13 protein-coding genes and 1 pseudogene are annotated in these 13,950 nt (G+C 49.1%); 7 read left to right on the forward strand and 7 right to left on the reverse strand.

Annotated elements, in window-relative coordinates; translation table 11 throughout:
• The first annotated feature begins 48 nt into the window (after positions 1-48).
• Positions 49-897, forward strand: coding sequence for a helix-turn-helix domain-containing protein (locus tag AC4PHM_RS08395; protein WP_492017375.1), 849 nt, complete (start codon positions 49-51; stop codon positions 895-897).
• A 199-nt stretch (positions 898-1,096) separates the two neighbouring features.
• Here the strand turns inward: AC4PHM_RS08395 and phoU are convergent, their stop codons facing one another.
• The 5 genes from phoU to AC4PHM_RS08420 form a co-directional block, all read right to left on the reverse strand.
• Entirely contained in the window at positions 1,097-1,744 is a 648-nt protein-coding gene (phoU, locus tag AC4PHM_RS08400) for a phosphate signaling complex protein PhoU (RefSeq protein WP_492017376.1), read from the reverse strand.
• A gap of 67 nt (positions 1,745-1,811) precedes the next feature.
• On the reverse strand, positions 1,812-2,591 hold the full coding sequence (gene pstB, locus AC4PHM_RS08405; protein ID WP_291402025.1) for a phosphate ABC transporter ATP-binding protein PstB: 780 nt from the start codon (positions 2,589-2,591) through the stop codon (positions 1,812-1,814).
• 16 nt (positions 2,592-2,607) lie between these two features.
• The gene (gene pstA / locus AC4PHM_RS08410) at positions 2,608-3,567 is read right to left on the reverse strand and encodes a phosphate ABC transporter permease PstA (RefSeq protein WP_492017377.1); all 960 of its coding nucleotides are present in this window, start codon (positions 3,565-3,567) and stop codon (positions 2,608-2,610) included.
• Positions 3,567-4,490, reverse strand: a complete 924-nt coding sequence (gene pstC, locus AC4PHM_RS08415; RefSeq protein ID WP_492017378.1) for a phosphate ABC transporter permease subunit PstC — start codon at positions 4,488-4,490, stop codon at positions 3,567-3,569. The genes pstA and pstC overlap by 1 nt, the downstream gene beginning before the upstream one ends.
• A gap of 102 nt (positions 4,491-4,592) precedes the next feature.
• A complete protein-coding gene (locus AC4PHM_RS08420; RefSeq protein WP_492017379.1) occupies positions 4,593-5,588 on the reverse strand; it encodes a PstS family phosphate ABC transporter substrate-binding protein in 996 nt (331 codons plus the stop codon).
• 466 nt (positions 5,589-6,054) lie between these two features.
• On the opposite strand from AC4PHM_RS08420, the gene trxB reads away from it, so the two are divergent.
• The 6 genes from trxB (at position 6,055) to AC4PHM_RS08450 (ending at position 11,742) form a co-directional block, all read left to right on the forward strand.
• Positions 6,055-6,996 (forward strand): thioredoxin-disulfide reductase, encoded by a 942-nt coding sequence (gene trxB, locus AC4PHM_RS08425; RefSeq protein WP_492017380.1) that lies wholly within the window; start codon positions 6,055-6,057, stop codon positions 6,994-6,996.
• Between the two features lie 62 nt (positions 6,997-7,058).
• The gene (gene trxA, locus AC4PHM_RS08430; RefSeq protein WP_492017381.1) at positions 7,059-7,388 is read left to right on the forward strand and encodes a thioredoxin TrxA; all 330 of its coding nucleotides are present in this window, start codon (positions 7,059-7,061) and stop codon (positions 7,386-7,388) included.
• A 19-nt stretch (positions 7,389-7,407) separates the two neighbouring features.
• Positions 7,408-8,949, forward strand: coding sequence for a glycine/sarcosine/betaine reductase complex component C subunit beta (gene grdC, locus AC4PHM_RS08435; RefSeq protein ID WP_492017382.1), 1,542 nt, complete (start codon positions 7,408-7,410; stop codon positions 8,947-8,949).
• A 12-nt stretch (positions 8,950-8,961) separates the two neighbouring features.
• On the forward strand, positions 8,962-10,152 hold the full coding sequence (grdD, locus tag AC4PHM_RS08440) for a glycine/sarcosine/betaine reductase complex component C subunit alpha (RefSeq protein WP_492017383.1): 1,191 nt from the start codon (positions 8,962-8,964) through the stop codon (positions 10,150-10,152).
• Between the two features lie 336 nt (positions 10,153-10,488).
• On the forward strand, positions 10,489-10,962 hold the full coding sequence (locus tag AC4PHM_RS08445; RefSeq protein ID WP_492017384.1) for an S-ribosylhomocysteine lyase: 474 nt from the start codon (positions 10,489-10,491) through the stop codon (positions 10,960-10,962).
• 81 nt (positions 10,963-11,043) lie between these two features.
• Positions 11,044-11,742, forward strand: a complete 699-nt coding sequence (locus AC4PHM_RS08450) for a 5'-methylthioadenosine/adenosylhomocysteine nucleosidase (RefSeq protein ID WP_492017385.1) — start codon at positions 11,044-11,046, stop codon at positions 11,740-11,742.
• Between the two features lie 278 nt (positions 11,743-12,020).
• Here AC4PHM_RS08450 and tnpA read toward each other — a convergent pair.
• Both tnpA and sstT read right to left on the reverse strand, forming a co-directional pair.
• Positions 12,021-12,493: pseudogene (tnpA, locus tag AC4PHM_RS08455) on the reverse strand (IS200/IS605 family transposase).
• Positions 12,494-12,697: 204 nt separating this feature from the next.
• On the reverse strand, positions 12,698-13,945 hold the full coding sequence (gene sstT, locus AC4PHM_RS08460) for a serine/threonine transporter SstT (RefSeq protein ID WP_492017386.1): 1,248 nt from the start codon (positions 13,943-13,945) through the stop codon (positions 12,698-12,700).
• Positions 13,946-13,950 lie beyond the last annotated feature (5 nt).

A 13,950-nucleotide genomic window follows, 5' to 3' on the forward strand; every position in this document is an offset into this window, starting at 1 on the left:
GTACATTGTTGTATAATACAACTACATAATTAGTGTTGGAGGACTGACATGACAAAAAAGTCTGAGAATAATGCCGAACTTTATTTCAGTATCAATGAGGTTGCCAAGCTTTTAGGTGTCGTTCCTGCCACCATCCGCAACTGGGAAAAGCAAGGCTTTTTCGTTGCAAAACGCAGTTCGAACGCTTACCGGATCTACAGTTTGGAGGATATTGAAACGTTAAGAAAAATTAAGCAGTACTCCATAGATGATAAAATGGGCTCCAAAGCTATAAAAAGTCTGCTCATGACTCAAGCGTCTCTGCCTCCGCTGATTGTAGGTACAGATGCCTACGACGCAGCCCCGGCGCCCAGCCGTAAACTCATAGGCAGCAAATGGAAGCTGTATAGAGATAAGCTGAACCTGACCCTGGAAGAAGTTGCTACACAGGTTGGCATTTCTACCTCCTATCTCAGCAAAATTGAGAATGGCCAGGCGAATATTTCCTATGAGATCTTGGAGCGCCTTGCGACTTTCTATGGTGAAAGCGTCCTGCATTTCTTTGAACCAGAAGAAGAAAACAGAAGCCTCGTTGAAAAAGGTACCGGCGAACCGGTCCAGGCCGGTATTCCCGGTGTCACACTTGAATCTTTGATTTCGCAAAGAGAACACGTTCTCTTCCCCATGATGTTCTATGTTGAGCCCGGTGCCGGAGCGCCGGAGACTCATCAACATCATGGAGAAGAATTCATCTATGTAGTAAACGGCAACTTCAGGGTCACCCTGAATTATTCGGAGGTCTATGACATGAAAACCGGAGACTCCATGTACTTTAAATCCACCGAGTTTCACAACTGGATGAATCCTGGCAAAAAAACATCTCAGATCCTTTGGGTTCACTCCCCGGTGGAGCGGTAAAAAAACTTCATTCAACGACAAAAAAGCGTTAAGAACTCCGGACCATTCACACAAAGGTCCTGAATTCTTAACGCTTATTTTTTTCAGAAGCAGGTATTTTATTCTGATTGCATGGCGTGAACACCTATTCTCGAAACTGGGTGTCTGACACCCGGTTTCACATGACACCCGGTTTCACATCAGACACTCAGTCCCTCATCTACAGCTTCACATTCTCCCCTGTCATCATCAGGATCACACGCTCGCAGATATTGGTGGCATGGTCCGCGATGCGCTCAAGGTAGCGCCCCACTAGAATCAATCCAATAATTTGATCCTCCTGATTTTCCCGGATCTTGATCAGATGAAGCAGTTCTCTGTAAATTTCTTCGTAAAGCGCGTCAACTTCATCATCTTTTCGCGCCGTGGCATACGCCAATTCTATATCATGCTGGAAGTAGGCCCTGAGACTGGCCTCCAGCATCTCCCTCACTTTCTTCTCCATGATGGGGAGTCTTTCGAGTGGCTTGACCAGCTCATATTTCCCAAGGCTGATAACGACCTCCGCAATATTACAGCTATAATCACCAACACGCTCCAGATCCGTCACAATCTTGATAATGCTGACCATTTGCCTCAAATCAGAGGCCAGCGGGCTCTGGGTAGCAGCGAGGGTTATGCACAAATTCTCAATTTCCTTTTCGAGTTTATTGATTTCAGGGTCCTGAGCCAGAATTTGCTTCGCGATACGCGCGTCCTGCCGGACAAAGGCCTCCATGGCCTGTCCAATGCTCCCTGCCGATAGTCGGCTCATATACTCAACTTTGCTGTGGATCTCCCTGATTCTATCCTCCATTTGCTCTCTCATGAGCGCGTCTTCCTCCTCATTGAACGGCAGGGACTCACCCTCCCTGCAAACCGCTCACGTGCCGGAATTAACCGAACCGACCCGTAATGTAATCCTCTGTGCGCTTGTCCCTTGGATTGGAGAAAATTGCTTCGGTCTTGTCGTATTCGATCAAATCCCCCATCAGAAAGAACGCAGTCTTGTCAGAAATTCTGGCCGCCTGCTGCATGGAGTGGGTGACAATGGCAATGGTATACTCCTGCTTCAGACTGTCCATCAGTTCTTCAACTTTCAGCGTCGCAATTGGGTCGAGGGCGGAAGTCGGCTCGTCCATCAGGATCACATCCGGCTGGACCGCGATACACCGCGCAATGCAAAGTCGCTGCTGCTGGCCGCCGGACAACCCGTAAGCATTGTCGTTAAGACGGTCCTTGACCTCATCCCATAGGGCGGCGCTCTTGAGGCTGGCCTCCGCAATTTCCATCAGAAGCTTCTTGTCCTTTATGCCGTGAATTTTAGGACCATAGACGACATTTTCAAAAATAGACTTAGGAAAAGGATTCGGTTTTTGGAAGACCATGCCGACCTTGGTTCTGAGTTCCTCAACCCTCATGGATTTATCGAAAATATCATTGCCATGGTAAAGGATTTCGCCGGTGGTGCGAACAATCGGCACATTTTCGATCATTCGGTTCAAAGTCTTGATGAACGTTGACTTTCCGCAGCCGGACGGGCCGATGATGGCCGTAATTTTGTTTTTCTCTATCTGCATATTGATGTTTTTCAAGGCCTGGTCGTTGCCGTACCAAAGGTTTAAGCCCCTTACATCAAAGACGTTGTTTTCAATTTCAGGGTTTTGAATGTTCAAAAGGATCTCCTCCATATTAGAAGCGCTTCTGGAACTTGTTCCGGATGATGATCGCGACAGAATTCAGGATAAACAGGACTGCCAGGAGAACGACAATGGTCGCCGCGGCAAGGTTCGCGTATTCCGGCGTCAGGACCGTATCCAGTGTCCAGTAATAAATCTGGATTGGCAGCGCGGTAAAATCATCCATAACGCTGTTAGGTATTTTCAATATGAGTGTCGGGATGCCCAGGACGACCAGCGGCGCTGTTTCTCCAATAGCTCTGGACATGGCGAGGATCGAGCCGGTGAGAATGCCAGGCAGCGCTACTGGCAGAACGACTTTATGGATCGTCGTCCATTTGTCAGCGCCCATGCCATAGGAAGCTTCACGCAGAAAACCCGGAACCGCTTTGATGGCTTCCTGGCTGGCGACGACAACCGTCGGCAGAACCAGGAGGGACATGGTGAGTCCGCCTGCGAGTATGCTGGAGCCCAAGTTCAGCATCCGCCCGAAAACAGCCAGACCGAGGAGGCCAAAAATGACGGATGGGACGCTGGCGAGGTTGGAAATGTTGACTTTGATAAAGCGCTGTACGCGGCCTTTGGAAGCATATTCCTCAAGATAGATTGCCGTTGACACGCCTAGAACCAGGGTGACCGGCACCACAATAAGCATGAGCAAGACGGTCCCGAGGATGGCGCCATAGATCCCTGCTTTGTCAGCAAATCTCGATAAATTCGAGGTCAGAAACTGAAGATCCAGCCATCCTGCGCTTTGAACGCCGATTCTGTATAAAAGAATGGCCAGAACCACCAGCGCGAAGACCGTTGAAAGAGAGAACAAATGCTTTAAGCCGTTGTTGAGTCTGACCCGACGTTCAATACGGCTGCTGTCTATCTTAACTTTATATCGTTCAGCGACGCTCGTTTGCCCTGTCTCAAGCATTGTACTCTCCCTGCCTTCGTTAAAGAGTTGAATATTAGTTGCAGCCATCAATATTCCTCCCTGTATTTATGAGAAATATGTTGGGCAATGAGGTTCATGACTAAGGTAAATAAAAACAGAATGAGACCGACGGCATAAAGGCTGTAATAACCCACTGTGCCGCTGCCGGCGTCACCGCTGGTAAACTCGACAATATACGCCGTCATGGTCTGCATGGACTGAGTGATGTCCAAGGTGAAGTTCTTGGAGCTGCCGCTGGCTATGGTGACGATCATGGTTTCGCCAATCGCCCGTGAAACCGCCAACACAATTGAGGACATAATGCCAGAAATCGCTGCCGGGATGACGACCTTGAAGGTTACTTCCAGTCGCGTAGAGCCAAGTCCCAGCGCGCCTTCCCGCATGATGTTGGGGACGGCGTTCATGGCGTCCTCAGAAAGAGAAGCCACCAAAGGAATGATCATGATGCCCATGACGAGACCTGGGCTTAACGCATTTTTTGCGCCCAGTGTCGGGATCAGCTTCATCAGGAGCGGCGTCACGAAGGAATAGGCGAAGAAGCCGTAGACTATGGTCGGGATGCCGGCGAGGACTTCCATGATTGGCTTAAGGGTGCGGCGCGTTCTCTCCGAGGCGAACTGACTCAGATAGATCGCAGCGGTCAGTCCAACCGGCACCGCGACGAGCATGGCGATCAGGGAGGTAATGATGGTCCCGGTGATCAATGGCAAAATGCCAAAGGACGGCTCAGCCGCCAGCGGCGCGAGCTTAGTACTGAAAACCTGAGCGAGCGGCACTTGGCTGAAAAACTTTGCTGCGTCAGTGACCAAGGTGATGATAATGCCAAAGGTTGTGAACACAGAAACGAATGCCATGACGAAAAAGAATTTTGGCATAAAGCGGTCAGAGACGTGCTTTTTATTTAGGATGTTGTTTTGAATCAATTGTCGAACCTGCGTATCTTGACTCATCTTTTTCACTCCATTATTTGTTCAGACAAAACTTCAAGATGGGCAGCCCCCGCCCCCACCTTGAAGTTGAAATTGTTGATTCGAATTTCGGCTTCCTGTCAATTATTGAATCGCTTCGAGCTGAGTCAGGTACTCTGCATAAGACGCTTCCGGAAGTGGCGCGAAGCCATTTTCGCCGGCGAGTCTCGCTGCGCCTTCAGGAGAGACGACATATTTCGCGTAGTCGAGAACCTGCGGCTTTTCTTTTGCGTAGTTGAGGTTCAGGTAAGTGTAGACGAGTCTTGTGAAGCCACCGTATGGAAGCTCTTCGCCGATGGTCTCAAGGGTAGGCTCTACCGGGCCATTGCCAAAGTCGACTTTTACCGCAACCAGTTTATCTGTGTTGGTTGTATAGTAACCGAATCCAAAGAACGCGATGGCATTTTTATCCTGAGAGACGAGGTCAACCAGCGTGGAGTACTCTTGTTGGAGGTTGGCGGTTGCGACCATCGGCTGCTTATCCAGGATCTCTTCAGCGAAGAATTCGTAAGTGCCGTGGTTCTCATTCGGACCGTAGAATTTGATTTCTTCTGCAGGCCAGTCCGCTCTGATGTCGGACCAGAGGACTTTGTCGTCTGCTTTGTAGCTGCCGGAGAGGAACATTTTGACGATTTCTTCGTTCGTCATTTCAGTTGCCCAAGTGTTTTCAGGATTGATGACCATGGTCAGACCGTCGTAAGCGAGCTTGATTTCCATGACGTTGTCGCCCATTTTGAGGCCTTTTTCTTCGAGCTGCGCAATTTCTTCATCTTTGATCTTTCTGGAAGCATCGGAGAAGTCTGTCTCACCTGGGATGAATTTCTTAAAGCCGGCGGAGGAGCCTGCGCGGCCAACCTGGACGCTGACTTCGTTTTGCTCATTGACCATGTATTCTTCAGCGATGTGAGCCATGAGTGGATAAACCGTACCAGAACCATCGACAATGACGTCACCGCTGAGTGCTTCGACTTGCTCAGCAGGTTCCGCTGCCGGAGCTTCAGCCGCCGGCTGGGAGCAGGCTGCCAGTGAACCGACAATTCCAAGGGTCAACATCAATACGAGTGCTTTTTTCTTTAACATTTACAAGTCCTCCTAGTAGTCTAATATTATTTGTTTTTTGTTGTTAAGCTTATTGTTAAGATTGTTGACTGATTGAGGGCTTTCCTCGCGGGGCGTTTTGTCTTGCCTCAACCTTACAAACTGAGTTTAGCATGGAAAATTGATCCTTGTGTTTTGTCGAAGTTAAGCAATTGTTAAATCCATGTTGAATCTCACTTGATTTTTTATTTGCTTATTTTACTTTGCCGATGGTCACTGGGACCACAAAGGTGTGGATCATCGGAGAGGTTGGACGTACTTTGGGTGTTTTAAATGATGAAATTGTGAAATTTGAAACAAAATGAAGAAATAAATCTTGAACTTGTTTATATTTTAACTATAATTAAATTGTCGGACAATTTTATTTACTTATATAGTCAAGCCAACTAGCTTTGGCTGTTCGACTTCGAGCACTGCCTTCTCTCCAAAAAAATTCAGGAGGTTGAACATGGAACAGTTTTATGATGTCGTCATTATAGGCGCAGGCCCGGCTGGCCTGTCAGCGGGTCTTTACGCAGCCCGCGCGAAATTGAAAACCGTGATACTTGAAAAAGAAAAAGCAGGCGGTCAGATCGCAACGACCGACGAAGTTGCCAACTACCCGGGCTCAATAGAGCACGCTACTGGTCCGAGCCTCGTGGAGCGCATGATTGACCAGTGTGAGGAATTTGGCGCGCAGCGCGTCAAAGATGCTGTCACACGTTTTGATTTCGAGGGGAATCCAAAAGTCATTCACACAGAAAGTGGTGCAGTTTACTATGCTAAGGCTGTCATCATAGCCACCGGTGCAACGCCGAAGAAGATTGGCTGCTCAGGCGAAGCCGAACTGACCGGTAAAGGCGTTTCTTACTGCGCGACTTGCGACGCTGATTTCTTTACCGATCTGGAAGTCTTTTGTGTGGGCGGCGGCGACACTGCCGTTGAGGAGGCTATGTATCTGACAAAATTCGCGCGTAAAGTGACATTGGTTCACAGACGCGACGAGTTCAGAGCGGCGAAGTCCATCATTGAAAAGGTTAATAAAAACGAAAAGGTCGACTACTTGATGGACTCAGTCGTCGAGGAAATTTACGGCGAAGGTATTCTTGAAGGCATCAAGATCAAGAATGTAAAGACCGGAGAGATCACGGACATCCCAGCCAGCGTGGAAGACGGCACCATGGGCGTGTTTGTTTTTATAGGTTATGATCCAGCGACTTCAATGTTTAACGGCTGTCTCAACATGGACACTTCAGGTTATCTCATCACGGACGACGCTATGAAAACCAATATTCCAGGCGTTTTTGCAGCAGGCGACGTGCGTCAAAAACAGCTTCGCCAAGTGGTGACAGCCACTGCCGACGGTGCCATAGCTGCGGTTATGGCAGAGAAATATATTGAGTCTTTGTAAAACCCGCATTGGGATGGTCCAAAATATTATGAAACATAATTAAATTTACAGGGAGGATCACTATGTTAATTCTGGATAAAGACAATTTCGAGCAAGAGGTTCTGAACGCTGAAGGATTAGTGCTGGTAGACTACTGGAACGAAGGCTGTGAGCCTTGTAAGGCACTCATGCCAGAGGTTGAAGCTCTTTCTGAAGCTTATGGCGACAGAGTAAAGTTCTGCAAACTCAACACTTCAAGCGCGAGACGCCTTGCTATTTCACAAAAGGTACTAGGATTACCGACAATTACACTCTACAAAAATGGCGAAAAAATAAGCGAAGCCACAAAAGAGGCCGCAACAAAATCCGGTATTCAAGCAATGCTGGATGCGGCTGTCACTGCATCAGTCTAAATCTCAGAGGAGGTACAAAATGTCCTACGCAGTATTGAAAGCGGCCGGCTATGTGCTCGTTCACACGCCGGACATGATTATGCATAATGGAACAACTCAAACTGTTGAGAAAGCAATGAACCCTGATTCGGAATACCTCAAGAAAGTGCCTGAGCATCTTCGTACATTCGAAGAAGTGGTCAACTACGCGCCTAACCAGACGTATGTTGGCAACCTTACGCCTGAAGCCCTTGGCGAACTCGAAAAGCCATGGGTCGGCGTTGACGTTCCGGGCAGCAACCGCTTCGGCAAGTTCGGCGAGATCATGCCGCAGGTCGAATTCATTGCCATGCTGAAGTTTTCTGACGTCTTCGACCTTGTCAAACTCGAGAAGTCCTTTACGGATCTGGCAAAAGCAGAATACGCAAAGCATCCACTGGCGACTCAGGAAGAGCTTGCCAAGCTTGGCGAAGGCGATTCCCTTGCCCTGATCGAAGAGCTCGTGAACGTCCATCATGCGGAAGCGATTTACCATGACGGCAAGCTCGTCGGCTGCGTCAAGAAAGCCCACGATGTCGACGTCAACCTCAATGCCCACGTCATGTTCGAAAACCTCGTGGTTAAGGCGTCCGGCATCCTCGCGTTCAAACACCTGATTGCGAAAAACAACATTGATCCGCTTTCCATCGATTATGTAATCGAGTGCTCTGAAGAAGCTTGCGGCGACATGAACCAGCGCGGCGGCGGCAACTTCGCAAAATCCATTGCTGAGATGGGCGGCGCGGTCAACGCGACGGGTTCCGACCTCAGAGGCTTCTGCGCGGCACCTACCCATGCTCTGATTACAGCGGCTTCCCTCGTTAAGGCCGGCACTTATAAGAATGTCGTCATTGTCGCAGGCGGCGCTACTGCCAAGCTTGGCATGAACGGCAAAGACCATGTCAAGAAAGGCCTCCCTATTCTTGAGGACGTGCTCGGCGGATTCGCGCTTCTGATCTCTGAGAATGACGGGAGATCCCCGGTTCTCAGAACGGATCTTGTCGGCAAGCACAACGTCGGCACCGGCTCTTCTCCTCAGGCGGTCATCACGGCTTTGATCTCCATGCCGCTTGACAAGGGCAACCTCAAAGTGACGGATATCGATAAGTACTCCGTCGAAATGCAAAATCCTGACATCACGAAGCCAGCCGGCGCCGGCGACGTTCCTGAAGCCAACTACAAAATGATCGCTGCCATTGGCGTCAAACGTGGTGAGCTTGATCGCACGCAGCTGGGCGAATTCGTTGAGAAGCACGGCATGAACGGCTGGGCACCGACACAGGGTCACATTCCATCCGGCGTGCCGTATGCCGGTTTTGCCATTGATGATTTGACGACTGGCAGCTTGAACCGCGCGATGATCGTTGGTAAAGGCTCCCTGTTCCTGGGCCGTATGACAAACCTGTTTGACGGTGTCTCCATTGTCGTCGAGAGAAACAGTGGTGAGACTGCTTCAGAGGGTGCTTCCGTTTCCAAGGAAGAAATCAACAACATGATCGCAGAAGCCATGAGAGGTTTTGCCGCTCACTTGCTAAACGCGTAAGGAGGGGCTAATATGTCTGAGAACCTCGAAGTAAAAAAGATTCTTGGTAATGCGTTCCTCGAGATCGCGGATGCCATTCAAACCGGCAAGTTCGGCAGCCGCGTTCGCGTGGGTCTGACGACCCTTGGCAGCGAGCACGGTGTGGATAACCTCGTCAAAGGCGCGGAACTCGCGGCGCGCGACGCGGACTATGATATTGTTCTGATTGGACCCAAATGCGACACTTCCCTCGAAGTGATCGAAATCAATTCCGAAGACGAAATGCATGGGAAGATGGAAGAGCTCCTGGACAGCGGCTACATCCAGTCGTGTGTTACCATGCACTATACGTTCCCAATCGGCGTTTCAACGGTTGGCCGTGTGGTGACGCCGGGCATTGGCAAGGAAATGTTCATAGCGACGACGACGGGCACGTCTGCGACCAACCGAACGGAAGCGATGCTGAAAAACGCCATTTATGGCGTGATTGCGGCAAAAGCCATGGGCATCCAAAAACCTTCCGTGGGTATTTTGAATGTGGACAACGCGCGTACGGTTGAGCGCGGCCTCAAAGAGCTGATCGCTGCAGGCTATGGCCTCAGCTTTGGCGAGTCCGGCCGTTCAGACGGCGGCAATGTCATGCGCGGCAACGACCTGCTCATGGGTTCTGTCGACGTCATGGTCACGGATACCCTGACAGGCAATATCCTCATGAAGATGTTCTCCTCCTTTACAACGGGCGGAAGCTATGAAGCCACTGGCTTTGGCTATGGTCCTGGCATAGGCTTTGACTATGAGCGCGCCATCCTGATCCTGTCCAGAGCCTCCGGCGTACCGGTGGTCGCCAATGCGATTCGTTACGGCGCCATGCTCGCCAAGGGCAATCTGAAAGAGGTCGCTAAAGCCGAATTCGACAAAGTTCGCGCAGCGGGCTTTGACACTATTGTCAAGGGACTGACCAAGGATACAAAAAAATCAGCTGCAGCGGAAGAAGAGACAGAAGTCACAGCGCCTGCGAAAGAAGTCGTCACCGGCTCCGTTTCAGGCATTGACATCATGGACCTTGAAGATGCGGTCAAAGCGCTTTGGAAGCAGGGCGTCTATGCGGAGAGCGGCATGGGCTGTACCGGACCGATAGTCATGGTGGCTGAAGAGAAGCTTGAGCTCGCAATCAAATTGCTGGCGGAAGCGGGCTTCCTCGCTAAAGAAGCGGTGCCTTGCTAGTTAAGAAGTCGTTGGATTGATCCAAGATTTATTTTGAAAGGCCGGTATGTCGCTGGAATGTGCGATCTGCCGGCCTCTTTTGTGGTGGTTGAGAGTGTGAGGAAAGCGATGAATAGTGTAAAATTACACCAAGCTCTGGCACTGTTTTTGAGTTAGTGCCTGTCACCAGCCTCGGGTTGGTGACAGGCACTGACTTTGTATTTGTCCGCGTCACCAATCTTCAGTTTCAAGGGTGGCTGTAGGCTGATGCCGTCATCTTCATTTCTCACCTCAGATGTGATATCCTTGATTGAGTAGTTCTTTATCAAATGAAAGTGTAAAGGAGTTAGATCCCCCTTGAAAAAAATTGAAAGCTTTACAGTCGACCATTTACGTCTAAATCTGGGCGTCTACGTCTCCAGAGTCGACCACGTCGGCGCTGAAACCGTAACGACCTTCGACCTTCGCATGAAGTATCCAAACAAGGAGCGTCTGGACAACGGCGCCATACACACCCTGGAGCATTTGATCGCGACCTTTGTGAGAAATGATGAGGAATTCGCGTCCAGGATTCTCTATTTCGGACCTATGGGCTGTCTGACAGGGATGTATTTGTTGGTCCACGGGGCTTACACTTCTGAAGACATCCTGCCGCTGCTGAAGCGCGCCTTTGCCTTTGCGGCTGATTATAACGGTGAGATCCCTGGCGTCAGCGCAATAGAATGCGGCAATTATGAGCTTCACAATCTCTCCGGTGCTAAACAGGAAGCAGCAGCTTATTTGGAAGTGCTCAACCATGCGGGTCCTGAAAATATGAACTATCCGCAGTAGTGTGCTGCCCAATAAAAAGCATCCCTGGATCATATCAGATTGAAATCTAAGTCAGCATTAACTTATTGAGAGGAGTTCCTTATGACAAAAATTGCGATTATAGGCGCCATGGATTTGGAAACGGAACAGTTGAAGGCGCTGATGACTATCGGCAAAAAAAAAGTAGTGGCTGGCATCACTTTCTTCGACGGAAAACTTAAAGAGCAGGAGGTCATTGTGGCGACTTGCGGCGTTGGAAAAGTTAACGCGGCGGTGTGCACTCAAATTATGATTTCGGAGTTTGGTGCCGGTGTCGTGATCAACACAGGCGTTTCCGGTGCAATCCACCATAGTCTGAATGTGGGAGACATCGTCATTTCAACGGATTGCCTTCAGCACGACGTAGATTGTACAGCCTTTGGCTATTCCCACGGCATGATCCCGCGCATGGAGACCTCTGTATTTCCTGCGGATGCTGCTTTGGTTGAGCTCGCCTACGCAGTCAGCCAGGCGCACATCAAGGATCACCAGGTCTTTAAAGGCCGGATCGTCTCCGGGGACCAATTCGTCGCTTCGCCTGACCGAAAGGAATTTATAGAGAAAGTCTTCAGCGCTTACACTACCGAAATGGAAGGCGCCTCTATTGCCCACGTCTGCCACTTGAATCAGGTGCCGTTTGTGATCATCAGGGCTATGTCTGACAAGGCGGATGGTTCGGCCCATGTCAATTTTGATGAATTCGCGGTCATGGCAGCTGAGAATTCCAACCGCATTGTTCTGGGAATGCTTGAAAAAATGTAGGAAAGCTTTCTTTTTTAGTCATAAAGAGCAATGGGAATACGCAGGGACGCAGACAGAATCAACTTCTGTCGCGTCCCTTTTAGTTTGCAGCGAAAAGTCAACTTCTAAAACTGCAACTTATTAGGGTCCGAGTCACCTGTCATAACCCCTGAAATCAAAACTACCCGCTTAGCGGGTAGTTTGCTCAGCCCTATAAGGGCTTGTTACTCGCTTGAGCCTTAAGGCTCTTCGAAAAAGTCTGCCAACTGCTTTTATTCTCGGGCTGCTGCTAAAGCAGCCTATTTTTTGCCCTTTTTCACCTGCTCACCCGTAAACGGGTCAACATACTCCTCTATACTTATCTGGTCATGTGCTATGTCCTCATCTAATTGATTTCTTACGTACTCTCTTATTTGCTTTTCATTACGTCCCACTGTATCCACATAATATCCTCTGCACCAGAAATGCCGGTTTCCGTACTTGTACTTTAAGTTGGCATGCCGGTCAAATATCATGAGCGAACTTTTTCCTTTCAGGTATCCCATAATACTCGCTACACTGTACTTTGGCGGTATTGCAATTACCATATGAATATGATCTGAGCACGCTGTTGCTTCAAGTATTTCGATACCTTTTTGCTCACACAGTTTCCGTAAAATCCTCCCAATATCATTCTTATTTTTCCGTAAATCACTTGTCGGCGATACTTGGGAGCAAATACTACGTGATATTTGCAGTTCCGTTTTGTATGTGCTAAACTATTCTTATCCATTTCAGGATACCTCCTTTTGTTTATTAAGCTGGTTGGCAGACCATCTTTATTCTAACAAAAGGAGGTATCTGAATTAAATACTCAAAGCTAAAGCTCTTTAGAACCCCCGGTAGAACCGGGGGTTTTCGTTTTATAATAATAAAAAACGCAACAGCCAAAGCTGATGCGTTTTTTGGTTCAATAAGTTTAAGAACTTCTTTCTGACTACTCGACGTCAACCGCTCTATTCTCAAAGACAATAGGCTCGCCTGCTTTACGCTTCTTAGCATACTCTGCAGTCGCAGTAAAGAGAACGTCTGTAGAAGAGTTGAGCGCCGTTTCGCAAGAATCCTGAAGCACGCCGACGATAAAACCAACGCCAACAACCTGCATTGCGACGTCATTCGGAATACCGAACAAGCTTGCAGCAAGCGGAATGAGGAGGAGTGAACCACCTGCAACACCGGATGCGCCGCACGCTGCGACTGCAGACAGAACGCTGAGGATGACCGCTGTTGGCAGGTCGACAGGAATGCCAAGGGTATTAACAGCAGCAAGTGTCAAAACTGAGATGGTAACCGCGGCGCCAGCCATGTTGATCGTTGCGCCGAGCGGAATGGATACTGAATAAGTGTCTTTGTCGAGGTTAAGGCTTTCGCAAAGTCTCATGTTAACTGGAATATTCGCAGCGGAGCTTCTGGTAAAGAACGCAGTCAAGCCGCTCTCCTTAAGGCATCTGAATACAAGCGGGAACGGGTTTTTACGGATATTGATCCATACAATCAGCGGATTGACAACGAGAGCAATAAAGAACATTGTCCCTAACAATACTGCCAGCAGCTGTCCGTAACTGAGGAGAGTTCCAAGACCACTTGTAGCAATGGAGTCGAAGACCAGACCCATGATGCCGAGCGGCGCGAAACCAATGACCCAGCGAACCATTTGGGAGAGTGCGTCAGCGAAGTTTGTGATCATCGTCTTTGTCGTATCAGGGGCATGTCTGAGTGCCAAACCAAGCACGACTGCCCATGAAAGGACACCAATGTAGTTTGCGTTCATCAACGCACGGATTGGGTTGTCGACGACATTAAGAAGAAGAGCCTTAAGTACTTCTGTAACACCGCCCGGTGCCGAAACGCCTTCTACGCCCGTTGCAAGTGTCAAACTTACTGGGAAAATAAAGCTGACAATTACTGCAGTGAGGCCGGCTACAAATGTGCCCAGCAGGTAAAGGACAATGATTCCTTTCATGTTGGTTTGCTGACCGTGCTTATGCTGGGAGATTGCGCCCATGACGAGGAAGAATACCAATACCGGAGCAATTGCCTTTAGCGCGCCAACGAAAAGCGAGCCAAAGATCGTGATTGGCTTTGCAGCCTCAGGAAGTGCAACTGCTAAAATAATACCAATGATAAGACCAATTAAAATACGTTTGACAAGACTTAAGTGGTTCCACTTATGAAGTAATTGCATAAAAG

It is taken from the genome of Acidaminobacter sp. QWL-03, assembly GCF_058683855.1.

Bases quoted from the DNA above. Each gene is read 5' to 3' on its own strand.
- phoU (WP_492017376.1), bottom strand. From the start codon at position 1,744: ATGAGAGAGCAAATGGAGGATAGAATCAGGGAGATCCACAGCAAAGTT.
- trxA (WP_492017381.1), top strand. From the start codon at position 7,059: ATGTTAATTCTGGATAAAGACAATTTCGAGCAAGAGGTTCTGAACGCT.
- AC4PHM_RS08420 (WP_492017379.1), bottom strand. From the start codon at position 5,588: ATGTTAAAGAAAAAAGCACTCGTATTGATGTTGACCCTTGGAATTGTC.
- AC4PHM_RS08450 (WP_492017385.1), top strand. From the start codon at position 11,044: ATGACAAAAATTGCGATTATAGGCGCCATGGATTTGGAAACGGAACAG.
- grdD (WP_492017383.1), top strand. From the start codon at position 8,962: ATGTCTGAGAACCTCGAAGTAAAAAAGATTCTTGGTAATGCGTTCCTC.
- grdC (WP_492017382.1), top strand. From the start codon at position 7,408: ATGTCCTACGCAGTATTGAAAGCGGCCGGCTATGTGCTCGTTCACACG.
- sstT (WP_492017386.1), bottom strand. From the start codon at position 13,945: ATGCAATTACTTCATAAGTGGAACCACTTAAGTCTTGTCAAACGTATT.
- pstC (WP_492017378.1), bottom strand. From the start codon at position 4,490: ATGAGTCAAGATACGCAGGTTCGACAATTGATTCAAAACAACATCCTA.
- trxB (WP_492017380.1), top strand. From the start codon at position 6,055: ATGGAACAGTTTTATGATGTCGTCATTATAGGCGCAGGCCCGGCTGGC.
- pstA (WP_492017377.1), bottom strand. From the start codon at position 3,567: ATGGCTGCAACTAATATTCAACTCTTTAACGAAGGCAGGGAGAGTACA.
- AC4PHM_RS08395 (WP_492017375.1), top strand. From the start codon at position 49: ATGACAAAAAAGTCTGAGAATAATGCCGAACTTTATTTCAGTATCAAT.